The following is a 21,385-nucleotide window of genomic DNA, read 5'->3' on the forward strand; positions in this document are numbered from 1 at the left end:
GCAACAAGGCCGGTGGTTGCACCGGCCTTGCCGCCTTGTCCAAGGATCAGAAGCGATAGCGGGCCCCGATCAGGTAACGCACCGAGCCCTCGGTCTCGAACCAGGTGTTGATCTTGTCACGACCATAGGTCCGCACACCCTCTTCGAACAGGTTGATGCCTTCGAAGCTGATGCCGATGTTGGGCGTGATGTCGTAGCTGATGTTGACATCGACCTGGCTGTACGGCGCGGTGAACACCGGGTTGTGGTAGGTATCGCGGTTGAGCTGGCTGAGGAACTTGGCGCGCCAATTGTAGGAGAGCCGCGCCGAAATGCCGTGCTTGTCGTAGATCAGCGTCGCATTGGCGGTATCGGACAGCCCGACTAGCGCGAACTGATCGACGTCGGTGGGCGCTGCGACGTCGATGCCGACGTTGCCGCGCACCAGCGTGTAGCTCCCGGCAACGCCGATGCCCGTCTGGCCGAGGAAATATTGGCCCGCGATCTCGACGCCATAGATCTCAGCATTGCGATTGTTGATCGGCGTATTGACCGAGAAGTTGACCAGCGGATCGTTGGCATCCGCCAGCACGTCGATCGCCGCCAACGTTTGGTCGACGAAGCCCTGGTTCAGCTGGCGCGTCGCGGCATTATATTGCGCGCGGAACTGGGCGTCGGCCGCAGCGACATTGCCGTTGTTCTGCTGGATCAGCGCGGTGTAGGTGAACAGATTGACGTCGGTGATATCGGCGCCGAGCGTGGTCAGATTCTGCCGGGCCGTTCCCGACCGTGTGCCGGCCTGGCCGGAGGTCGGATCGCGCAAACCGAACAGATTGCGGTTGACCAGCGTGTTGCCGATGAAGTTCTTCACCTGCTTGTCGAACACACCAACCGAGAAGAAGGTGTCCTTGTTGGGATACCATTCCAGCGACAGATCGAAATTGTTCGACGACAGCGGATCGAGATCGGTGTTGTTGGCATTGCCGCCGGCGATGCCGCCGATCGCGGTCGGCCGCGGCGGCGTACCGACGCTGGTCGAGGCGAACAGGCTGCCATAAGGCGCGCGCGAGATCGTGCGGCTGAACGAGAAGCGGCTGATCAGATTGTCCACCAGCTCGATCTGGAAATCCATCGAGGGCAACAGGTTGCTGTAGCTGCCGCGATCGGTAACGGGCTGGCGATCGGGTGAATATTGGACATTGAAATCGTTGTCCGCCTGCCAGACCAGCGCGGTCGGGATCTGCTGCAGCGACTGCGCCCGAACCCGCGTGCTCTCGAAGCGCATCCCTGCGACCATGCTCGCGCGCTTGCCGAAGATATCGCCCTTCCACGTCGCCTGGCCGTAGATCGCCCAAATGTCTTCCTTGACGCGATTGTCGGTGTTCGCATCGAGGTTGTTGCGATGGTCGACGCCGTCGATCGACCTGCCGGGAAACGCCGTCTGGTTGGGGTCGAGCGGCAGGGTGCTGTAGTAGTTGTACAGCGTGTTGTAGAGCTTGGTCGCGTCCTCGGTGCGAAACGCGATCCGGCTGTTCGCGTCGGGATTGGGGTCGTTGTGCGTGAACTTGCACACCGCGCAGAACTGGAACACCTGCCCCGGGGCGACACGCTCGATGTCCGGCGGCAGTGAGTTGCCCCAGTCGCCGAGCACCTGGCGGGTGTTGACCTGCGTCTGACGCGTGGTGGTGGTGCGATAGTCGCCACCAAAGTCGAGGCGGTTGCCCTCTCCCCAGTCCCAACCGGCATCGAGCCGCAGCTCCTTCACCCGCTGCGTCTGGGTGGAGGCGAACTGGCGCTGGATCGCGCTGGACAGATCGCCGTTATCGAGCACGCCGTTGTTGTTGCCCTTGATGAACGGCAATCCGCCAGGATTGGCGGTCGAACTCGGCGTCGTGCTGGCGACGCCGTCGTTCACGGTCAGCGTCTGCGACGGGAAGCCGCTTTCGCTCCACGTCACCGAATGCGCCGCCACCACGGGAGCGTTGAACGCGACGGTGGTCGAGGTCTGGCCGTTGGGATTGTCGGGCAAGCTTTCCGCCTTGCCGATATGGCCATCCAGCGCGAGCGTGAAATTGTCGGTGACCTGCCATTTGGCGTTGCCACCGAAATCGTACAGCCGGTTCTTCTGGGCGCGATAGGCCTGTTCGAACGCGGCATCCTTGGCGCCGTTGATCGTCTCGTGGAGGTAGCTGGTCGTGGCGATGCCATCGCTGGCGTCGTCGAACGTCACCTCGTCGAACGGACGGTTGAACCAGTTGGACTGGGTGGAGCGACGCTCGGACGAGCGCTGCTGCGCGAATAGCGCGTCCGCGGTCAGCGTCAGCGTGTCGGTCGGCTTGAACTGCAGCACCGCCTGGCCGTTGATCCGCTCGCGATCGGATTCGGAGAAATGATAGCGGTGATCGTTCGGCACCGCGACCAGCGTGTTGCCGTCGGTCGGCACGTTGTTGAGCTTGGTATTGTCCGTCGCGCCTGGGGTGTTGCGGATGAAACCGTTGCCGGGATTGAGGAAGTCGGTCAGCGTGCGGATATTCCAGTCGTCGTTGGCGACGCTCGGCACGCTGAAGTTGCGCTTCTGGTAGCTGCCGAACAGCGACACGCCGAAGCGCTGGTTGGGATCGCTCCAGCTGGCGACGCCGGATACCTCGGGGGTTACCTTGCTGCCGCAATCGATACATTGATCGACGCTGTTGTCGTACACGCCCTTCGCGCCGATCGAGCCGGTGAAGCCGCTCTCGTTGCGATCGAGCGGGCGCAGCCCGACGATGTTGATCGACGCGCCGATCCCGCCCGAGGGCACGGCGGCGCGACCGGTCTTGTAGACCTCCAGCGTCTTGACGCCTTCGGAAGCGAGGTTGGCGAAATCGAACGAACGGCCGAACCCGCCGGCGCCGTCACCACCCTGATCGCCGCCGACCGCGACGATGTTCGAGGTCGCGAGCTGGCGGCCGTTGAGCGTGACGAGATTATACTGGCCGCCGAAGCCCCGCACGGTGACGGTCGAGCCCTCGCCGTTGACGCGGTCGATCGACACGCCGGTGATGCGCTGAAGCGATTCCGCGAGGTTGGTATTGGCAAATTTGCCGATGTCTTCGGCGGCGATCGCGTCCACCACGCCGAACGAGTCGCGCTTGATCGCGATCGACCGCTCCAGCGAGGCGCGCACGCCGGTGACGACGATGTCCGGGCGGGTGTCCGGCTGAGCGTTGCTGGCGACCGAGCCGGCCTCGGCTTGGACCGGTCCCGGCGCGGTATCGGCCTGCGGGGTTCCCTGCTGCGGATCGACCGGCGCCGTGCTCCCCGTGCTCGCTTCCGGTACGCTTTGCGCGACCGCCACGCCCGGCGCGATCAGCCCAGCCGCAAGCGCGGCAGCGGACGTGGTGCGCACAAGCACCGACGACAGGTGAAATCCCCTCATCATCCCTCCTACTCATCCGGTGCGCAAGCGCCGGATCCCATCCTCAGCGGTGTGATCCCGCTTGAAGGTGGAGGGTAGATTGGCCTCTTACGAAGTCAACCAACTTAGTTACGGTTTGTTTCCTGCTGTTACATTCATGCATCGCTCACGGCACTGACAGAGTTCACCAGAAGTAGCAGCCGCGTCTTTAGTCAGTGTTCCTGTCCCAGACCTGTCGCTGTCCAGTAGATGCCGCCTAGCAGATGATCGAGATAATGCTGGTCACGATACATCTCGACATTGTGGCCCAACGTGGTGACGAAGACGCGGCCATGCTCGTAGCGATGGTACCAGGCTACGGGATGATCGCGCCCCATCGGCTTGGCGACCTGGCCCGGCCAGATCTTGGTGGGATCGTAGCTGGTCTCGTCGACGTTGAGCACGGGATTGATCGTCACCCGATAGGGATTGTTGGTGACGTAGAATTCGTCGCTCCAGATCCAGCGGCTGGGCAAGCCGAAGGTCGCCGGGAAGCCCTTGTCCGCCACCGTCACCACCCCGGTCTGCAGCATCGGGTGGATCACGAACGAGCGGCCGACGAGCTTCTCGTACCACGGCCAGTTGCCCGGCGGGGTGATCGCGGCGCGATGGACCACGATGGCATTGCCGCCGCCGCGCATATAGGCTTCGAACTTCGCGCGCTGCGCCGGGTTCAGCTCCTCGCCCGGCGTGTTGAGAAACATTACCGCGGCATATTGGCGCAGGTCGCCATCGAACGCCTCGGTCTTATTGGTCCAGGTCAGCTCGAAGGCGTGGAGCTTGGCGAGGTGTTCCAGGCTGTCGCGCGCGACGGGGATGTATTCGTAATGATATTTGTTGGGGATCGCGAGCACGAGCAGCTTGAACTGGTGGTCGTCGGCGGCGCTGCGCGACGGCTGCACCAGCGCCATAACCGCGATCGTCGCCAGGGCAAGGGGTTTCACGTCCGACTGTCTCCTGTTGCGGCCTCGGGGCGATGCGTGGCCGGCAGCCGGGCGTTGATCCGCCCGGCGCTGAAAGTCACAGCCCGTAGGACAAGCGTAGATAGCCGAACTGGCCGGGCACGTCATAGGTGGTGGGATCGAAATTGGCGCTGTCGCAGGTGAAGCAGGCCGGCGGATCCTTGTCGAAGACGTTGTTGACGCCGGCGGTGAGGCGCACCCGATGGTCCAGCCAGCCGGGCGAGACATAGACCTGGACGTCGCCGTAGAAGGTGCTGCCCAGCCGGTTGCCATCGCCCTCGCGCACGCCGCTGATATAGCGCCCGGTGAACGACGCTCCGGCCGCTGGCGTCGAATAGTCGAGCGTGCCGTTGAGCTTGAACGAGGGATAGGCCTGGTCGGGGCTGCCGCGCTCGGTACCCTTGCGGTGGATCACGGTGGCGCCGGTCACGTCCGGCGTGACGACGTCATATTTGAACAGGAAGGCGGCGTTGACGTTGAGCCCGACCGTCCCGGGCCCCACCGGCACCGAGCGGAACACGAAGCTGGTGTCGATCCCCTGGGTCTTAATCCCGTTGAGGTTGAGCAGCCGGCCGCTGATGCCGGCGATGGTGCCGCTCGCGGTGCGCTGGATCGCAGCGCAGCTCGCCGGATCGCCATCGAACGCACAGCGGCTCAGCGTGTAATTGGCGGGCACCGAGTCGATCGCGTTCTGCAGGTCGATGTCGTAGAAATTGACCTCGAGGCTCAGCGCGCTGGCAAAGCCGCGACGCGCCCAGGCAGGGCTGTACACCGCGCCGGCGGTCCAGGTCCGCGACGTTTCCGGCCGCAGGCTGGTGGAGCCTTGCGAGAACACGCCGAGCTGCCCGCCGGTCGGCTCGGCATAGCTGCCGCTGGCGGGCACGCCGTTGGCAATGCAGTTGGCGCGCACCGTGGCGTTGCTGGTGAACGACCCGCCCGCCGCGCTGGTGCAGGGATCGTCGATGGTGGCATCGAAGCGCGACAGGCCGGCATAGAGTTCGCCGATGCTCGGCGCGCGCAGGCTCTCGGCATAGCCGCCGCGCAGCAGCAGGTCGGCCACCGGCTTCCACAGCCCGGTGCCGGTGAACGTGGTGTTGCTGCCGAACGTCGAATAGTTGGAATGGCGGACCGCGCCGCCGAGCTCGAGCCGGTTGAAGAACGGCTTGTCGGTGATCAGCGGCACGCGAAGCTCGCCGTAGAATTCGTCGACGTTGAATGCCCCACGCGCCGGGCTGGTCGGCACGTCGGCGCCGAGCCCGGCGACGATCAGCGGATCGGGATCGTAGCTCGCGCGCTGGTTGCGATGCTCATAACCGAGCGCGAAGCCGACCGCGCCGCCCGGCAGATCGAACAGATCGCCCGACAGGTTGGCCTGGAAGTCCCACAGCTCCTGCTGGCTCTTGTCGCGCTCGTCGAAGGTCACATAATCGAGCATCGGCTGCGTCACCGAGCCGGCGCCGCCGAAGATGTTGAACGGCACGCAGCCACCGGTGCATTGCGCGACCGGGCCCAGCGCGCGCGCCAGATTGGCGGCGTTGACGTTGCCGGTGAACAGTTGGTGCGCATCGTTGAGGCCGTAGACGCCGTTCACGTCCCAATACCATTTGCTGCTGCCGACGTTGAACGAACCGTCGAGCGTGCCGGTGACCGAAAAGGTATCCACCTGCTGCGAGAAGGTGCGCTGTCCGGCCTCGACGAAGCGGCGGCGGATCGTGGAATAATTGGCGGGGGTGCCGTCCGCGCCCGATGACAAGGTCACCCCGAACGGATTGTACGGGTTGGTCGCATCCACCGAGATCGTGTCGAGCAGATTGCCGTTGCCGCCGTCGGGCCCGATGAACAACGGCAGGAACGCGGCCAGCGTGGTCGAATTGCGACGGTTATAAACCGTCTTGACCCGCAGGTTCACGTCATGGCCGAGGTCCTGCTTGAACGACAGCCAGCCGCCGTAGCGCTCCGACGGCGTCAGCAGATAATTATAGGGCGCGAAGTTGAACGAGTCCGCGGTCGAGCTGTAGGGCTTGAAGTCGGTCGGGTAGACGGCATTGCGTCCGATCACCGGCGCGATCAGCGTCAGGCTCTGGCCTAGCACGTCGTAGCGACCGTTCGGCGTCGCACTCGAGCAGCCGCCCGCGGCGCAGCTGTCAGCCCCCGGGGTGGGAAATTGCGAGATCGACCGATCCGCCGTGCGGACCGACTGCTGCTTGGTATAATAGCCGCCGAACACCACCGAAGTGCCGGTGGTTGGCGACTGGACGCCATAATCGAGCGTTAGATTGTAGGTCTCGCCATCGCCCTGCCGATAGGTGCCAAACTGTCCCGAGGCCTTGAGCCCGTCCTGGCTCTGCTTGGTGATGATGTTGACCACGCCGGCGACGGCGTCGGATCCGTACAGCGGCGACGCGCCGGATTGCAGCACTTCGACGCGGCTGATCATGTTGATCGGGATCGAGTTGAGATCGACCGAGGCAGGGATGCCGCCCGCCGCGGAACCGTTGACGTAGCGAAGCCCGTCGACGAGCACGAGCGTTCGCTTGGCGCCGAGATAGCGCAGATCGATCTCGGCCGAACCCGAGCTGACCCCGGTGCCGTCCGGCGGACCGCCGATGTTGCCGGCGTTGTTGACCTTGGTGTTGAGCCCCCCGGCGGCGCTCGGCAGCCGCTGGAGCACGTCGGCGACCGAGGTGAGACCGGTCTGCGCGATGGCGGCTTCGTCGACGGTGATCACCGGCGACGGCTGGTCGGCCGGATCGCGACGGATGCGCGATCCGGTCACGACGATGTCTGCCGCGCCGGTCGCGGCGGCCGGGGTCGTCGCGGTGTCGGTGATCTGGGCTGCGGCTGGCGCCGCGAGGGCAACGGCGAGTGCCGAGGAGGCGACGCCGATGAGTATAGAGCGTGTCGATACGCGCATGATCATTACCCCCGTCATGGGCGACAACGTTCATCGCTGACCGCCGTGACTGCAGGATGCGCAACATCTGTAACGTTTCAAGACGGATTGTTACCAGGTCGCAACATTGATGGTGCGCTGTGGTTTTTCTGCCATAGCGCGGACCAGTAGCGGTTACCGGCCGGTCGCCCCCGCAACGACGTCGCTGCCCGTAATCATACGGCGGATGCGGGTCGCCAGTGCCTCCATCGCGAATGGCTTGGTCACCATCTCCATGCCATGCTCGAGAAAGCCGGCGGCCAGCGCGGCATTCTCGGCATAGCCGGTCATGAATAACACTTTCAGCCCAGGCCGCAGCTGTCGCGCCGCATCGGCGACCTGGCGGCCATTGAGCCCGGGCAAGCCGATGTCGGTGATCAGCAGATCGATCCGCCGGCGCGACTGGAGCACCTCGAGCCCCTTGAGGCCATCCACCGCCTCGAGCGCGGTATAGCCCAGTTCCTCGAGCACATCGACGATCAGCCCGCGGACCACCGTCTCGTCCTCCACCACCAGCACCACCTCGCCATCATGGGCTTGATGGGCGGCACTCACCTGCGGCAGCGCCTCCTCCTCCGCCGCCGCACCATGGTGACGCGGCAGGTAAAGCTTGAAGGTCGTCCCTTCGCCGATCTCGCTGTAGATCCTGGCATAGCCTTCGGACTGTTGCGCAAAGCCGTAGATCATCGACAGCCCCAGCCCCGTCCCCTGCCCGATCGGCTTGGTGGTAAAAAAGGGCTCGAACGCCTTGGCGATGGTGTCGGCGGACATGCCGGTGCCGGTGTCGGTGACGCAGATGCACACATATTGCCCCGGCTCCACCCCGCGCTGCTGCGCCGCATAGGCGCTGTCGAGGTGGGCGTTGCAGGTCTCGATGATCAGCTTGCCACCATCCGGCATCGCGTCCCGGGCGTTGATCACCAGGTTGAGCACCGCACTTTCCAGCTGATTGGCGTCGCAGCGGGTGACCCACAGCCCGCCCGCGAGCACCAGTTCCAGCTCAATCCGCTCGCCGATCGTGCGGCGCATCAGATCCTCCATCGAGGCGAGCAGCATGTTCGCGCGCACCGGTCGCGGGTCGAGCGGCTGGCGCCGCGAGAAGGCGAGCAGGCGATGGGTCAGCGCCGCCGCGCGCTGCGCCGCGGTCGAGGCGCCGGTGATGAACCGTTCGAGCTCGGCCGTCCGCCCCTGGACGATACGGCGCTGGACGATCTCGAGGCTGCCGGTGATCCCCTGCAGCAAGTTGTTGAAATCATGGGCAATGCCGCCGGTCAACTGGCCGACCGCCTCCATCTTCTGCGACTGGCGCAGCGCCGCCTCGGCCTCTGCCAGCGCGGCTGCTGTCGCCACTTCTGCGGTGACGTCGCGACCGAAACCGTAGAAGCTGCCGTTCTCGGGCACGGTGGACCAGGAGACCACTCGCGTCTCGCCGGTCTTGGTCCGCAAGGTGGTGCGATAGTCCGGCAGAGATTCGCCAGCCTGCAGCAGCCGCACCCTGGTGGCGAAGGCGCCGTCGTCGTCGACGATGAAGTCGGCGCTGCGGCGCCCCACCGTCTCCTCGCGGCTCCAGCCGAGCGTCGCGCTCCAGGAGGGATTGACGTCGACGATGGTGCCGCGCCGGTCGGTCACTACCTTGAGCACCGGCGACAGCGACCAGATCCGCTCGCGGTCCCCCGCCAGCCGCCGCTCGTCGGTGATGTCGCGCCCCACCGCGTGGATCCGCCCCTCATCCGGCCCGGCGGTCCATGCGAGCAGCCGGTAATTTCCCTGATTGGTGCGATAGCGGTTCTCAAACGCCAGCGTGGTGACACCATGGCTGAGCTTGTCGACCTCGGCAGCCGTGCTGGCGAGATCGTCGGGATGGAGGAAATCGACCAGCAGGTGCCCGACCATCTCGTCTTCCGACCAGCCCAGCATCCGCGTCGCCGAGGGGTTCACCGCAGTGATCATGCCCTCAAAGGTGCATACCAGCAGCAGATCCTGCGACATCGCCCACAATCGGTTGCGATCATCCTGCAACTGTCGGCTGGCGAGCACCTTCTCGGTGGTCTCGATCACGATCGCGACCACCCCGATCGGCGTGCCATGCTCGTCGAACGCCGGTGAATATTCGAGGTCGGTCCACAGCAGCCGCGGCGTGCCGTCGCGTGTCAGGGTGAGTTCCTGATCCTTGTAGCTCAGCGTTCCGCCCTCGCGGAACACCTTTTGCATGACATGGGCGTTGAAGTCGGCGACCTCGTGCCAGCCTTCCAGCACATTGGTGCCGAGCAGCGCCGGGTGGCGCCCCCCGGCGAACCCGCGATAGGCGTCATTGTAGATCATCACGCCGCGCTCACCCCACAAGGTGACGATCGGCACCGGCGAGCGGAGCATGAAGGCGAGCGCGGTCTTCATCGCCGCCGACCAGCCTTCGATCGGTCCCAGGCTGGTGCTGCTCCAGTCGAAGCGCGCGATCAGCTCGCCCAGTTCGCCTCCGCCATGAAGGAAGGCGCGATCCTGGTCTCGCTCGATCCCCATAGTGCAGCCCGCTCCGTCATCTATACCTGTGATTGCGACGGGCTTTAACGCGTGTTTGCGATCAGCGGGAGGCCCCTCATGATCGGGCGAACGGCAACACCCCGGCGCGCGCGAGATCGTGATCGACGACATGGCCGGTCAGCCGCAGGAACAGGCGCTGCGCCTGCTGCCACGAACCCAGGCTCGATGCCCGGTCCCGCTCGCGACGGCACGACACGATCCGGCTGCCCCATGAGGCGATCGCGCGGTCGGCAGCCGCGGCGTCGTCGCGAGGGTGGATCACCAACGACGGGAACGGCAGCCGGCTGCCCGGCGACGCGAACAGCTTTGCCGGATCCGCCGCCACCGCCGCGCCGGGAAAGAAGATCGCGCCGCCGATCCGCGCGACATCGTGAGCCGGCGACAACCGCGCCCACCAGGCCGCGGCCGCGCAGCCGATGCCATCGACCACCAGCAGGATCGACCGATCCGCCCGGTGCACCACCTGGTCGAGCCGGGCGGCCCAGGCGCGGCGCTCGGCGCTGCTGCGGATGTCGGCGGCGATCATCACCTCGCTGGCGCCGGGCCAGCCGAACAGCGCCTGCCACGGCGGCAGCGCGTCGGCGTCGCTGATGGTCACGATCGCGAAACGGTCGGGATTGGCTGCGAGCGGCATCCTGGTCTCCTCGTCCGTCCGCCGCGACCTCAACGGCCGGACCGCGCGACGTCACCGCATAGTGGTCAAGCGCAGCGGCTTGCGCCTGACAGACAATCTTCGCCGCCGCGGAAGTTTTCTTAATTCCCATCGGTGCGGAGGAATTTCATCATTGCCGCCAGGAGGTGGAGATGATCCACAACGACAACAGCCTCTTTACCGGGCCCGGCAGCTCATCGCTGATCGCCGACGCTGCGGACGGGCTGCGCGCCGCACGCCAGGCTTGGCGCGAACGCCAGCCGGGCGGCCGCACCGCCAGGAGCTTCCCCGCCCGCGAGGCGCTTGAGCGCGTGGTCGAGACGCTCGCCGCCGCCATGTACCCCCGCCGCCTCGGCCGCTTCCGCGGCAGCGATGCGGACGAGGAAGCCTATGTCGTCGCCAAGCTGCTCGCCGCGACCGGCGAGCTGGAGCGCGAGATCGCGGCCGAGCTCGGCTATTGGGAGGAAGAGGCGGCGGGCCGCGCCTTCGACGCCGGCCAGGCCGGCACCATCGTGCGCATCTTCGCCCAGGGGCTCGGCACCATCCGCCGCCAGATCGATGGCGATGTCGAGGCCGCGTTCCTGGGTGATCCCGCCGCCGGCAGCCTCGACGAGATCCTGGTCTCCTATCCGGGCGCGATCGCCAGCGTGCATCATCGCATCGCCCATGCGCTGCACGGCCTCGGCGCCCCCATCGTCGCGCGGATGATCTCCGAACTCGCCAATGAGCGCACCGGCATCGATATTCATCCCGGCGCGACCATCGGCAGCCATTTCTTCATCGATCACGGCACCGGCGTGGTGATCGGCGAGACCGCGATCGTCGGCGACCGGGTCCGGCTCTACCAGCACGTCACGCTCGGCGCGCGCAGCCCGCTCGGCGCCGCCCATCCCGGCCCGCGCGATCGCTACGCGCGTCACCCGATCGTCGAGGACGATGTCGTCATCTATGCCGGTGCGACGATCCTCGGCCGGGTGACGATCGGGGCCGGCGCGACCATCGGCGGCAATGTCTGGCTGCTCAGCGACGTGCCGCGCGGTGGCGTGGTGGTCCAGCCCGAAGCGGTCCTGCTGGCGCCGACGGTGGGCGAAGAGTTGCGCGACTCGCTCGTCGCGGCCGCAGCCTGATGGCGACGCGCGCGCGGCCGGTGATCGGCGTCCTGTGCTGCAACGAAGTGGCGGAGCGCCCGGTCCAGGCGGTCGCCAGCCGCTTCGTGGCGCCGCTGGCGCGCTGGGCGGATGCCGCGGTGCTGCTGGTGCCCGCGCTCCCCGACACCACCGATGTCGCAACGCTGGTGACGGTGCTCGACGGCCTGTTGCTGACCGGCTCGCGATCGCATGTCGCGCCGCATCGCTACGATGGCGCGCCGCTACCCGCAGGGCAGCTGCAGGACGAGGATCGCGACGAGGTCGCGCTCGCGCTCGCCGGCGCGATGATCGAGGCGGGTAAGCCGGTGTTCGGCATCTGCCGCGGCTTGCAAGAGATCAACGTACTGTTCGGCGGCACTCTGGCACCGGCGGCGGATGCGGCGCATCACCACCGCGGCCACTGGGGCGGTGATTATGACGCGCTGTTTGGCCATGGCCATGAGGTGGAGCTTGCCGCGCGCGGCCGGCTCGCCGATGCCACCGGGGTTCGCCGCCTGCGCGTCAACTCCGTCCACCAGCAGGGCATCGACCGGCTCGGCGGCGGCCTGACCGTCGAGGCGCTGGCCTCGCACGACGGGCTGGTCGAGGCGGTGTCGGCGCGCCCGTGCGGGGCCGATGTGCTGGCGGTGCAATGGCACCCCGAATGGGATGCGGCCTTCACCCCAGCCAGCCAGGCGTTCTTTTCCCTGATCGGTGCCGGCCTGCGCGGCGGCACCGCAAGCTTTCACCACGGAGGACTTAATGAAGACATCGATCCTGCTCGCGACGCTCGCCGCCGCCACCCTGAGCCTGTCGGCCTGTGCCAAGCACGACGAGGCGACCAACGCCGCGGCCACTGACACGGTAACGCTCAACGACGAGAGCGATGCCGGCCTCGACAATTCTGCGACGCTCGAGTCACCCGCGCTCGGCAACGACATCGCGCCGCTCGACAACGCCAGCACCGACGACACCGTCACCGCAGCGCCTGGCAACGGCGGCTGACGCCGACGCGTCGATCTTTACCCGAACACGCCAGGTAAGCTCCCTAGGCGTAGACTGGCGGCTCGACATTGCTGGTGTCGGGCCGTCCCTTTGCATGGACGGCAGCGGTACCCGCGGTGCATCTTGCCACCGGGTCGCCTTCGCCGACATAGAAGGCCGCATGATCATCCATGCCGACGCCTTCGAGGACCTCGCCACGCCCAATGGCGTGATGCGCACCCACCTGTTCCGCCCCGCGATCGAGGGACGCTATCCGGGGGTGCTGCTGTTCTCGGAGATCTACCAGGTCACCGCGCCGATTCGCCGGCTCGCGGCGTTCATCGCCGGCCACGGCTTTTGCGTGGCGGTGCCCGAGGTCTACCACGAATATGAAGAGCCCGGCGTGGTGCTGCGCTACGACCAGCCCGGCACCGATCGCGGCAACGAACTGAAGTTCACCAAGCCGGTCGCCGCCTTTGATGCCGACGCCGCTGCGGTGCTGGACTACCTCGCAGAGCACCCCGCGTGCAGCGGCGGCCTTGCCACTGCCGGCGTCTGCCTCGGGGGCCATCTTGCCTATCGCGCCGCGCTCGACCCGCGCGTGACGGCAGCGGCCTGTTTCTACCCGACCGACATCCACTCAGCCACGCTTGGCGCGGGCAAGCAGGACGACAGCCTGGCGCGGATGGGCGAGCTCGCCGCCGACACGCTGTTCGTCTGGGGCCGCCAGGACCCGCATGTTCCGTTCGCCGGAAGACAGGCGATCCGCGAGCGGCTTGAAGAAGTGGGCGCGCGCTATGAATGGCATGAGGTGAACGCCGCCCATGCGTTCCTGCGCGACGAAGGTCCGCGCTTTGACCCTGCGCTGTTCGTCCAGGCGACCGGCTGGATGATCGACCTGTTCCGCAGGACCCTGCGCACCATACCCTGAGCGGGCGTCGTCTCGAGCGGCCTTGGCGGAGGGGATGCCGGAACCGTCCGGCACCCCCTGCGGTCGCATTATTCCTCGGCGCCGAGCGTCTTCTTGGCCGCGTCGATCGCCGCCTTGCCGCTCTTGCGCGCGGTCTTCACCGCCTTGTCGGCGGTCCGCTCGATCTTGGTGCCGGCCTTGCGACCGAGCCCGATTGTCTTGGCCATCGCCCGGCGCGCTTCCGAATAGGTCGCCGCGACCATCGGATAATCGGCGCGCAGATTGTAACGCTGGCGATATTCCTCGGGGGTGAGGCCGTTGGTGGAAAGATGACGACGCAGCGTCTTGTACTTCTTGCCATCGATCATCGAGATGATGTGATCGGGCGAGGCAAGAGACTTGCGCGCCGATACTGCCGGCTCGAAGCTCGGCGCCACCTCGGTGTCGGCTTCCGCGTCCGGTCCGGCGGCGAGCTTGGTGACGGCGGCATGCATCGACAGCAGGAACGAGGGAACATCGTCCGCCGACGTACGGGTATTGGGGTTCGCCAGCCAGGCGGCGGTCAATTCGGCGGCGAGTTCGACGGCGTTGAATGATTCGGTCACGCGATTTCCTTAGCTGTTCGGCCCGGTATACGATCAGACCATTAGAACAGCTGATCGCGCCTGAATAGTCGGCACGAACATCATAGCCGCGTATACTTTCCAATTGATTGCCGGCGTTTACATCGATCAACTGCGTAAAAGTCGCGGCAACGGCGGGTCGAGCGAGCGTGGCGCTTTGATCGGGACCTGATCGGGCCCGCGCACGTTGACCCCGCTCTCGACGAAAGCACCCCCATGCCCCACGCCAGCAACATCGTTTATTGCGACGGCCCCGACAGCCCTCACGCGTTCGACATCGTCCCGGTGCTGCCGCGCAACGGCACGCTCGATGCGATGTGCCCGGTATGCAAGGGCCATGGCCAGTGGAACACCGAGATCGACCTGGTGAGCTTCCGCTGCCAGCGTGCGATCTGTGGCCACTGCCTGGGCGCCGGCTGGATCGAGACCGGCAGCGATCTGATCGGCTTGCCGGACATCACCCTCAACGCCAACGGCCAACCCGAATGGACCACCGTCTATGTCTCCCGCGACGATCTCGCCGCGCGCGAGGGCGGCGATTCGGGGCTGACCGTCACACCCTGAGCCTTCCCCCCCGCCCATTCGGGACACCAGTAGATTGCTTCACTTTCTGATCGCCGACAGCGAGACTCCCGACGAGCGCGAGGCGCGCCGGGACAGCGCCGGCAAGAGTGCCGGCGAAACCTATGCCGCGACGCTGCGCCAGCTCCACCCGGGGGTGGAGATCACCATCATCTCCCCCGCCGATGGCGACGCGCCGGTGCTCACCACCGCGGCCGTGCGCGCGTTCGACGCGGTGTTCCTCTCGGGATCGCCGCTCCACGTCTATGACGACACCCCCGAGGTTCGCCGCCAGCTCGAATTTATGCGCACCGTCTATGCCGCGGGGACGCCGTCGTTCGGCTCCTGCGCCGGCCTGCAGGCCGCCGCGGCGGCCGCCGGTGGTACGGTGCGCAAGATGCCGCGGCGGATGGAGGCCGGCATCGCGCGACGGATCACCGCCACCGCGGCGGGTCGCGATCATCCGCTGCTCGCTGGCCGGCCGCCAAGCTGGGACGCGCCGGCGATCCACGGTGACGAGGTCGAGACGCTGCCGCCGGGCGGGATGATCCTCGCGCGCAACGCCGCCGCCCAAATCCAGGCGGTCGAGATCCGCCACGATCGCGGCGTGTTCTGGGGCGTCCAATATCATCCCGAGCTGGCACTGGGCGAGATCGCGGTCGCCCTCCGCCGCCAGGCCGAGTCGCTGGTTGACGCGGGTCTGGCCACCACGACCAGCGATGTGGACATCCACGCCGATCGCCTCGACCAGCTCCACCGCGACCCCGATCACCAGTCGGCACGCTGGCTACTCGGCATCGACGACGAACTCGCCGATGAAGGCCGGCGCCGCACCGAGATCCGCAACTTCATCGCCCATCTGCCGCTGCTCGATCCCGACAAGGCCGAGGATCTCGCGGCCGCGGCATAGCGGCCGCGCAAAGGCCGGAGGTTAGGCCGCCTCGGCCGCACGGCGCGAGCCGGGGCGGTGGCGCAGCTCGTCGAGCGCATCGGCATTGTCGCGACCCCAGGCGTAGAGCAGCTCAACCGGCTCCACGAACCGATAGCCGAGCGCGGTGAGGCGATAGTCGACCGCCGGCGGGATGGTACCCTGGACATGGCGGCTGATCAGCCCGCTTGCTTCCATCTCGCGCAGCGTCTGGGTCAGCATCTTCTTGGAAATGCCCGGCAGGCTGCGCAGCAGCACCCCCGCCCGCGCCGCGCCGCCGTGACGGGCGTGGAGCGTGTGCAGGATCATGCTCGTCCATTTGGTCGCGAACAGCGCCAGCACGCGGCGCGGCGCGCAATCCTCGCGCCAGTCCGTGTCGATGTCGGCAGGCTGCATGACTGGGTACCTCCTGGTGCCTATGACCCCAAATGGTGCCGTCTAGAAGCTGCCTGCCCGGGTGACTAGCTGCATGATCATCAACGGATAAACGGAGCATGATGATGGCAAGAACCGCATTGGTGGTCGGCGCGAGCGGGATCGTCGGCAGCGCGACCGCGGCGCTGCTGGTTGAACAGGGCTGGACCGTCCACGGTCTGGCCCGCCGCCGCAGCACCCAGCACGGCATCCTGCCGGTCGCGGCCGATCTGCAGGACGCCGCCGGTACCGCCGCCGCGCTCGCCGGGGTCAACCCCGACGCGGTGTTCATCACCACCTGGGCGCGGCAGGACAGCGAGGCCGAGAACGTCAGGGTCAACTCGGCGATGGTCCGCAACCTGCTCGACGGCCTGCCGACGGCGACCGGGCCGCGCCATGTCGCGCTGGTCACCGGCCTCAAGCACTATCTCGGGCCGTTCGAATCCTACGGCAAGGGCACGCTGCCGCAGACCCCGTTTCGCGAGGAGCAGGGCCGGCTCGATGTCGCCAATTTCTATTACGCCCAGGAGGACGAGGTGTTCGCCGCCGCGGCGCGCGACGGCTTCACCTGGAGCGTCCACCGCCCGCACACGGTGATCGGCAAGGCGATCGGCAATGCGATGAACATGGGCACCACGCTCGCCGTCTACGCGACGCTGTGCCGCGAGACCGGGCGGCCGTTCCGCTTCCCCGGCTCCGCGGCGCAATGGAGCGGGCTTAACGACATGACGAGCGCGCGCATCCTCGCCGAGCAATTGCTGTGGGCGGCGACCACCCCGGTGGCGGCGAACGAGGCGTTCAACATCGTCAACGGCGACGTCTTCCGCTGGCAGTGGATGTGGTCGCGGATCACCGACTGGTTCGGGATCGAGGCGGCACCGTTCGACGGCACCGTCCAGCCGCTCGAGCAGCAGATGGCCGGCGATGCCGCGCTGTGGCGCCAGATCGCCGAGCGCGACGGCCTGGCCGAGCCCGATCTCGCCCGCCTCGCCTCCCCCTGGCACACCGACGCCGACCTCGGTCGCCCGATCGAAGTGATCACCGACATGGGTAAGAGCCGCCGGCTGGGCTTTACCGCCTATCAGCCGACCGACGACGCCTTCTTCGACCTGTTCGCGCAGCTCCGCGCCGACCGCCTCATTCCCTGACGGCGGCGCTGATCTGACGGCGACGCGGGCGGCGGGGTGCAGCAGCGCCCCGCCGGTTGCCGTCCGAGCGACAATCCGGCCTGGCAGGCGAACAGACCGTCGTCCTGCCCACCGCGGTCGATGTATTCACCCAAACATAGCGACGCTCGGCGCCGTAATTGCGGCTATGTCGCTAGATGATAATCACTCGCACTAAGCGCAACAACTCACCATTCATGAGCAGCGGTCATCGCGTCATGCAAAATGAGCCCTGTATTCTGCCGCGAAAAACGTTGTTACTCTTGCCGTCAGGAACAAGACCTGCGGCTCACCGGTTCGACAGGCTTATCATCACATTCGGCAAGCGGCGGCAGCGATGCGCCCGAAAGGATCACGAGCATGAACAGCCCAGGTGAGGCAGGCATGTCACGGCGCGGCGTATTGGTCGGCACCGCGGCCTCGGCAGCGCTCACGGCCGTGCCGGTCGCCGACGCGCAGACCCCCGCTGCCAAGGCGCCGCCGGCGATGGCGACGGTGTCGCTCGAGGTGAACGGCAAGCGCCAGTCGCTCGAGCTCGACACCCGCACCACGTTGCTCGATGCGCTGCGCGAGCATCTCCACCTGACCGGCACCAAGAAGGGCTGCGATCACGGCCAGTGCGGCGCCTGCACCGTGATCGTCGAGGGCAAGCGGATCAATTCCTGCCTCAGCCTCGCGGTGATGCACCAGGGTGACAAGGTCACCACCATCGAGGGCCTCGGCACGCCCGATCATCTCCACCCGATGCAGGCGGCCTTCATCAAGCATGACGGCTATCAGTGCGGCTATTGCACTCCGGGGCAGATCTGCTCGGCGGTGGCGGTGCTCGACGAGATCAAGGCCGGCGTGCCGAGCCACGTCACCGGCGATCTCTCCGCCCGCCCGCAGCCGACCAACATCGAGATGCGCGAGCGGATGAGCGGCAACATCTGCCGCTGCGGCGCCTATTCCAACATCGCCGAGGCGATGGCCGACGTTGCGGGGACCCGAGCATGAAGCCCTTTACCTACGAGCGCGCCAAGACGCCGGCCCAGGCCGCCGCCGCGGTCGTCGGCTCGCCGACGGCCAAGTTCATCGCCGGCGGCACCAACCTGCTCGATCTGATGAAGCTGCAGATCGAGACGCCGACCCATCTGGTCGACGTGCAGGACCTCAAGCTGGACCGGATCGAGGCGGCCGACGGCGGCCTGCGGATCGGCGCGTTGGTCTCCAACACCGATCTTGCGGCCGATGCCCGGGTCCGCCGCGACTATGGCGTGCTCAGCCGCGCGATCGTCGCCGGCGCGAGCGGCCAGCTCCGCAACAAGGCGACCACCGCGGGCAATCTGCTCCAGCGCACCCGTTGCCCATATTTCTACGACACCAACCAGGCGTGCAACAAGCGCAAGCCCGGCTCGGGCTGCGCGGCGATCGGCGGCTATTCGCGCCAGCTCGCGGTGATCGGCACCAGCAATGCCTGCATCGCCACCTACCCCGGCGACATGGCGGTGGCGCTGCGGCTGCTCGACGCCAAGGTCGAGACGGTCAATGCCGCCGGCGAGACCCGCGTCATCCCGATCGCCGATTTCCATCGGCTCCCGGGCGACACGCCGCACATCGACACCAATCTCGCGCGTGGCGAGCTGATCACCGCCGTCACCCTACCCCAGCCACTCGGCGGCACCCACATCTACCACAAGGTGCGTGACCGCGCGTCCTACGCCTTCGCGCTGGTCTCGGTCGCCGCGGTGATCCAGCAGGACGGCACCGGCCGCGCCGCAATCGGCGGGATCGCGCACAAGCCGTGGCGCGTCGAGGCGGCCGAGGCAGCGATGCCGCAGGGGTCCAAGGCCGTGGCCAGCCGGCTGCTCGCCGGCGCCACCCCCACCCACGACAATGCCTTCAAGGTGCCGCTGGTCGAGCGTACGCTCGCTGCCGCCATCGCCGAAGCGAGGACCGCATGAAGTTCACCACGCCTGCGGGCACCAATCCGATCGACCAGCTCAAGGTGGTCGGCAAGCCGCACGACCGGATCGACGGCAAGTTCAAGACCACCGGCACCGCGCCTTATGCCTATGAGCGCCACGATGCCGTCGCCAACCCGGCCTATGGCTTCGTCGTCGGCTCGGCGATCGCCAAGGGGCGGATCAACGCGATCGACCTGTCCGCTGCCAGGGCGGCGCCGGGCGTTCTTGCCATCGTCACCGCCGATAATGCCGGCTCGCTGGTGCCCAAGCTCGGCAAGGGCAAGATGAACACCGCCAAGCTGCTCGGCGGGCCCGAGATCGAGCATTATCACCAGGCGATCGCCGTGGTCGTCGCCGAGACCTTCGAACAGGCCCGCGCCGCCGCATCGCTGGTGCAGGTCGATTATGCCCGCACCCAGGGCCGCTTCGATCTCGCCGCCGAGCTCAAGCGCGCGCCGCTCAAGGGCAACAGCAGCGGCGAGGGCAGCAGCGCGCCGCCGGTCGATCGCGTCGGCGATTTCGACAAGGCGTTCGCCGCGGCGCCGGTCACGCTCGATGCGCATTACACCACGCCCGATCAGAGCCATGCGATGATGGAGCCGCATGCCTCGATCGCGCGCTGGGACGGCGACAAGCTGACGCTGTGGACGTCGAATCAGATGATCGCCTGGGGCAAGGGCGATGTCGCGCTCACCCTCGGTCTGCCCAAGGACAATGTCCGCCTGATCTCGCCCTATATCGGCGGTGGGTTCGGCGGTAAGCTGTTCGTCCGCACCGATGCGATCATGGCGGCGCTCGGTGCCAAGGCGGCCGGCCGGCCGGTCAAGGTCGCGCTGCAGCGGCCGCTGATGTTCAACAACACCACTCACCGCCCGGCGACCGAGCAGCGCATCCGCCTCGGCGCGACGCGCGACGGCAAGCTCACCGCGATCGCGCATGAGAGCGGCTCGGGCGATCTGCCCGGCGGTGGTCCCGAAACCGCGGTGTCGCAGACCAAGCTGCTCTATGCCGGCGCCAATCGGCTGACCGCGATGCGCCTCGCCGTGCTCGATCTGCCCGAAGGCAATGCCATGCGCGCACCCGGCGAGGCCCCCGGCCTGATGGCGCTCGAAATCGCGATGGACGAGATGGCCGAGAAGCTCGGCATGGATCCCGTCGCCTTCCGCATCGCCAATGACACCCAGGTCGATCCCGAGAAGCCGACGCGCAAATTCTCGCAGCGCCAGCTGGTCGAATGCCTCCAGCAGGGGGCGGACCGGTTCGGCTGGTCGAAGCGGAACGCCAAGCCCGGCCAGGTCCGCGACGGCCAGTGGCTGATCGGCATGGGGGTCGCCTCCGGCTTCCGCAACAACCTGCTGATGAAGTCGGCGGCGCGCGTCGGGCTCGATGCCAAGGGCGTGATCACCGTCGCCACCGACATGACCGATATCGGTACCGGCACCTACACCATCATCGCCCAGACCGCGGCGGAGATGATGGGCGTCGACATGGACAAGGTCGTGGTGCTGCTCGGCGACTCGTCCTTCCCCGCCTCGGCGGGTTCGGGCGGGCAATGGGGCGCCAACAACTCCACCGCGGGCGTCTATGCCGCCTGCGTCAAGCTGCGCGAGGCGGTGGCGCAGAAGCTCGGCTTCAACTCGGCCGAGGTCGAGTTCGCCGACGGCAAGGTCAAGAGCGGCAATCGCAGCGTCAGCCTCGCCGAGGCGGCGGGCAGCGCCGGCCTCTCCGCCGAGGACCAGATCGAATATGGCGATCTGGACAAGCAGTTCCAGCAATCGACCTTCGCCGGCCATTTCGTCGAGGTCGCGGTCAACGCCTATACCGGCGAAACCCGGATCAGGCGGATGCTCGCGGTCTGTGCCGCGGGGCGCATCCTCAACCCCAAATCGGCGCGTAGCCAGGTGATCGGGGCGATGACCATGGGCGCCGGCGGCGCGCTGATGGAGGAACTCGCGGTCGACAAGCGGTTCGGCTTCTTCGTCAACCACGATCTCGCCAGCTACGAGGTGCCGGTCCACGCCGACATCCCACACCAGGAAGTGATCTTCCTCGACGAAACCGATCCGCTCTCCTCGCCGATGAAGGCGAAGGGCGTCGGCGAGCTTGGCCTATGCGGTGTCGCCGCGGCGATCGCCAACGCGATCTACAATGCCACCGGCGTGCGCGTGCGCGATTATCCGATCACGCTCGACAAGCATCTCGCCAAGCTGCCGCAGCTGGTCTGACG

18 protein-coding genes are annotated in these 21,385 nt (G+C 66.9%); 10 read left to right on the plus strand and 8 right to left on the minus strand.

From position 1 onward, the window contains the following. Window positions 1-46: 46 nt before the first annotated feature. The 5 genes from OXR60_RS09390 to OXR60_RS09410 form a co-directional block, all read right to left on the minus strand. Entirely contained in the window at window positions 47-3,397 is a 3,351-nt protein-coding gene (locus OXR60_RS09390; RefSeq protein WP_267395614.1) for a TonB-dependent receptor, read from the minus strand. A 191-nt stretch (window positions 3,398-3,588) separates the two neighbouring features. Next, window positions 3,589-4,326 carry a ThuA domain-containing protein gene (locus OXR60_RS09395; RefSeq protein WP_276046466.1) on the minus strand — a complete coding sequence of 246 codons (738 nt, stop codon included), beginning with the start codon at window positions 4,324-4,326 and terminating at the stop codon, window positions 3,589-3,591. A gap of 109 nt (window positions 4,327-4,435) precedes the next feature. Next, window positions 4,436-7,291, minus strand: coding sequence for a TonB-dependent receptor (locus tag OXR60_RS09400; protein WP_267395616.1), 2,856 nt, complete (start codon window positions 7,289-7,291; stop codon window positions 4,436-4,438). 153 nt (window positions 7,292-7,444) lie between these two features. Next, window positions 7,445-9,826, minus strand: a complete 2,382-nt coding sequence (locus tag OXR60_RS09405; RefSeq protein WP_267395617.1) for a PAS domain S-box protein — start codon at window positions 9,824-9,826, stop codon at window positions 7,445-7,447. A 76-nt stretch (window positions 9,827-9,902) separates the two neighbouring features. Then, complete coding sequence (locus OXR60_RS09410; RefSeq protein ID WP_267395618.1) at window positions 9,903-10,481, minus strand: alpha/beta hydrolase; 579 nt, start codon at window positions 10,479-10,481, stop codon at window positions 9,903-9,905. Between the two features lie 170 nt (window positions 10,482-10,651). Here OXR60_RS09410 and epsC point away from each other — a divergent pair, with 170 nt between their 5' ends. Genes epsC through OXR60_RS09425 form a run of 3 tightly spaced genes read left to right on the plus strand, consistent with a single transcriptional unit; the run spans window position 10,652 to window position 12,631 of the window. After that, on the plus strand, window positions 10,652-11,626 hold the full coding sequence (gene epsC / locus OXR60_RS09415; protein ID WP_267395619.1) for a serine O-acetyltransferase EpsC: 975 nt from the start codon (window positions 10,652-10,654) through the stop codon (window positions 11,624-11,626). After that, entirely contained in the window at window positions 11,626-12,486 is an 861-nt protein-coding gene (locus OXR60_RS09420) for a gamma-glutamyl-gamma-aminobutyrate hydrolase family protein (protein WP_267395620.1), read from the plus strand. The genes epsC and OXR60_RS09420 overlap by 1 nt, the downstream gene beginning before the upstream one ends. Further along, entirely contained in the window at window positions 12,389-12,631 is a 243-nt protein-coding gene (locus OXR60_RS09425) for a hypothetical protein (RefSeq protein ID WP_267395621.1), read from the plus strand. Before OXR60_RS09420 ends, OXR60_RS09425 begins: the two co-directional genes overlap by 98 nt. A 43-nt stretch (window positions 12,632-12,674) precedes the next feature. Here the strand turns inward: OXR60_RS09425 and OXR60_RS09430 are convergent, their stop codons facing one another. Next, window positions 12,675-12,803: a hypothetical protein gene (locus OXR60_RS09430; protein ID WP_267395622.1), complete on the minus strand. Its 129-nt coding sequence runs from the start codon at window positions 12,801-12,803 to the stop codon at window positions 12,675-12,677. Between OXR60_RS09430 and OXR60_RS09435 the strand changes: the two genes are divergently transcribed. After that, on the plus strand, window positions 12,792-13,541 hold the full coding sequence (locus OXR60_RS09435) for a dienelactone hydrolase family protein (RefSeq protein ID WP_267395623.1): 750 nt from the start codon (window positions 12,792-12,794) through the stop codon (window positions 13,539-13,541). The two genes, OXR60_RS09430 and OXR60_RS09435, sit on opposite strands and share 12 nt — an antisense overlap. A 68-nt stretch (window positions 13,542-13,609) precedes the next feature. On the opposite strand, the gene OXR60_RS09440 is transcribed toward OXR60_RS09435, so the two are convergent. Then, window positions 13,610-14,125, minus strand: coding sequence for a MucR family transcriptional regulator (locus tag OXR60_RS09440; RefSeq protein WP_267395624.1), 516 nt, complete (start codon window positions 14,123-14,125; stop codon window positions 13,610-13,612). Between the two features lie 234 nt (window positions 14,126-14,359). On the opposite strand from OXR60_RS09440, the gene OXR60_RS09445 reads away from it, so the two are divergent. Continuing rightward, on the plus strand, window positions 14,360-14,707 hold the full coding sequence (locus OXR60_RS09445; RefSeq protein WP_267395625.1) for a hypothetical protein: 348 nt from the start codon (window positions 14,360-14,362) through the stop codon (window positions 14,705-14,707). Window positions 14,708-14,741: 34 nt separating this feature from the next. Continuing rightward, window positions 14,742-15,614 (plus strand): gamma-glutamyl-gamma-aminobutyrate hydrolase family protein, encoded by an 873-nt coding sequence (locus tag OXR60_RS09450; RefSeq protein ID WP_267395626.1) that lies wholly within the window; start codon window positions 14,742-14,744, stop codon window positions 15,612-15,614. A 21-nt stretch (window positions 15,615-15,635) separates the two neighbouring features. Here OXR60_RS09450 and OXR60_RS09455 read toward each other — a convergent pair whose 3' ends face one another. Beyond that, a complete protein-coding gene (locus tag OXR60_RS09455) occupies window positions 15,636-16,028 on the minus strand; it encodes a helix-turn-helix domain-containing protein (RefSeq protein ID WP_267395627.1) in 393 nt (130 codons plus the stop codon). A gap of 104 nt (window positions 16,029-16,132) precedes the next feature. Between OXR60_RS09455 and OXR60_RS09460 the strand changes: the two genes are divergently transcribed. From OXR60_RS09460 to paoC, 4 genes are all read left to right on the plus strand, one after another. Beyond that, window positions 16,133-17,194, plus strand: a complete 1,062-nt coding sequence (locus OXR60_RS09460) for an SDR family oxidoreductase (protein ID WP_267395651.1) — start codon at window positions 16,133-16,135, stop codon at window positions 17,192-17,194. Between the two features lie 378 nt (window positions 17,195-17,572). Next, window positions 17,573-18,208: an aldehyde dehydrogenase iron-sulfur subunit PaoA gene (gene paoA, locus OXR60_RS09465; protein ID WP_267395628.1), complete on the plus strand. Its 636-nt coding sequence runs from the start codon at window positions 17,573-17,575 to the stop codon at window positions 18,206-18,208. Beyond that, window positions 18,205-19,155: a xanthine dehydrogenase family protein subunit M gene (locus OXR60_RS09470; protein WP_267395629.1), complete on the plus strand. Its 951-nt coding sequence runs from the start codon at window positions 18,205-18,207 to the stop codon at window positions 19,153-19,155. Before paoA ends, OXR60_RS09470 begins: the two co-directional genes overlap by 4 nt. Beyond that, window positions 19,152-21,383 carry an aldehyde oxidoreductase molybdenum-binding subunit PaoC gene (gene paoC / locus OXR60_RS09475; protein WP_267395630.1) on the plus strand — a complete coding sequence of 744 codons (2,232 nt, stop codon included), beginning with the start codon at window positions 19,152-19,154 and terminating at the stop codon, window positions 21,381-21,383. The genes OXR60_RS09470 and paoC overlap by 4 nt, the downstream gene beginning before the upstream one ends. The last annotated feature ends 2 nt before the right edge of the window (window positions 21,384-21,385 follow it).

The sequence above is a fragment of the Sphingomonas sp. GC_Shp_5 genome, assembly GCF_026540855.1.
Lineage (GTDB): Bacteria > Pseudomonadota > Alphaproteobacteria > Sphingomonadales > Sphingomonadaceae > Sphingomonas.

What these genes read in the sequence shown, in the direction of transcription:
- OXR60_RS09390 (WP_267395614.1), bottom strand. Translation starts at nt 3,397, where the DNA reads ATGAGGGGATTTCACCTGTCGTCGGTGCTTGTGCGCACCACGTCCGCT.
- OXR60_RS09395 (WP_276046466.1), bottom strand. Translation starts at nt 4,326, where the DNA reads ATGGCGCTGGTGCAGCCGTCGCGCAGCGCCGCCGACGACCACCAGTTC.
- OXR60_RS09400 (WP_267395616.1), bottom strand. Translation starts at nt 7,291, where the DNA reads ATGCGCGTATCGACACGCTCTATACTCATCGGCGTCGCCTCCTCGGCA.
- OXR60_RS09405 (WP_267395617.1), bottom strand. Translation starts at nt 9,826, where the DNA reads ATGGGGATCGAGCGAGACCAGGATCGCGCCTTCCTTCATGGCGGAGGC.
- OXR60_RS09410 (WP_267395618.1), bottom strand. Translation starts at nt 10,481, where the DNA reads ATGCCGCTCGCAGCCAATCCCGACCGTTTCGCGATCGTGACCATCAGC.
- epsC (WP_267395619.1), top strand. Translation starts at nt 10,652, where the DNA reads ATGATCCACAACGACAACAGCCTCTTTACCGGGCCCGGCAGCTCATCG.
- OXR60_RS09420 (WP_267395620.1), top strand. Translation starts at nt 11,626, where the DNA reads ATGGCGACGCGCGCGCGGCCGGTGATCGGCGTCCTGTGCTGCAACGAA.
- OXR60_RS09425 (WP_267395621.1), top strand. Translation starts at nt 12,389, where the DNA reads ATGAAGACATCGATCCTGCTCGCGACGCTCGCCGCCGCCACCCTGAGC.
- OXR60_RS09435 (WP_267395623.1), top strand. Translation starts at nt 12,792, where the DNA reads ATGATCATCCATGCCGACGCCTTCGAGGACCTCGCCACGCCCAATGGC.
- OXR60_RS09430 (WP_267395622.1), bottom strand. Translation starts at nt 12,803, where the DNA reads ATGGATGATCATGCGGCCTTCTATGTCGGCGAAGGCGACCCGGTGGCA.
- OXR60_RS09445 (WP_267395625.1), top strand. Translation starts at nt 14,360, where the DNA reads ATGCCCCACGCCAGCAACATCGTTTATTGCGACGGCCCCGACAGCCCT.
- OXR60_RS09455 (WP_267395627.1), bottom strand. Translation starts at nt 16,028, where the DNA reads ATGCAGCCTGCCGACATCGACACGGACTGGCGCGAGGATTGCGCGCCG.
- OXR60_RS09460 (WP_267395651.1), top strand. Translation starts at nt 16,133, where the DNA reads ATGGCAAGAACCGCATTGGTGGTCGGCGCGAGCGGGATCGTCGGCAGC.
- paoA (WP_267395628.1), top strand. Translation starts at nt 17,573, where the DNA reads ATGAACAGCCCAGGTGAGGCAGGCATGTCACGGCGCGGCGTATTGGTC.
- OXR60_RS09470 (WP_267395629.1), top strand. Translation starts at nt 18,205, where the DNA reads ATGAAGCCCTTTACCTACGAGCGCGCCAAGACGCCGGCCCAGGCCGCC.
- paoC (WP_267395630.1), top strand. Translation starts at nt 19,152, where the DNA reads ATGAAGTTCACCACGCCTGCGGGCACCAATCCGATCGACCAGCTCAAG.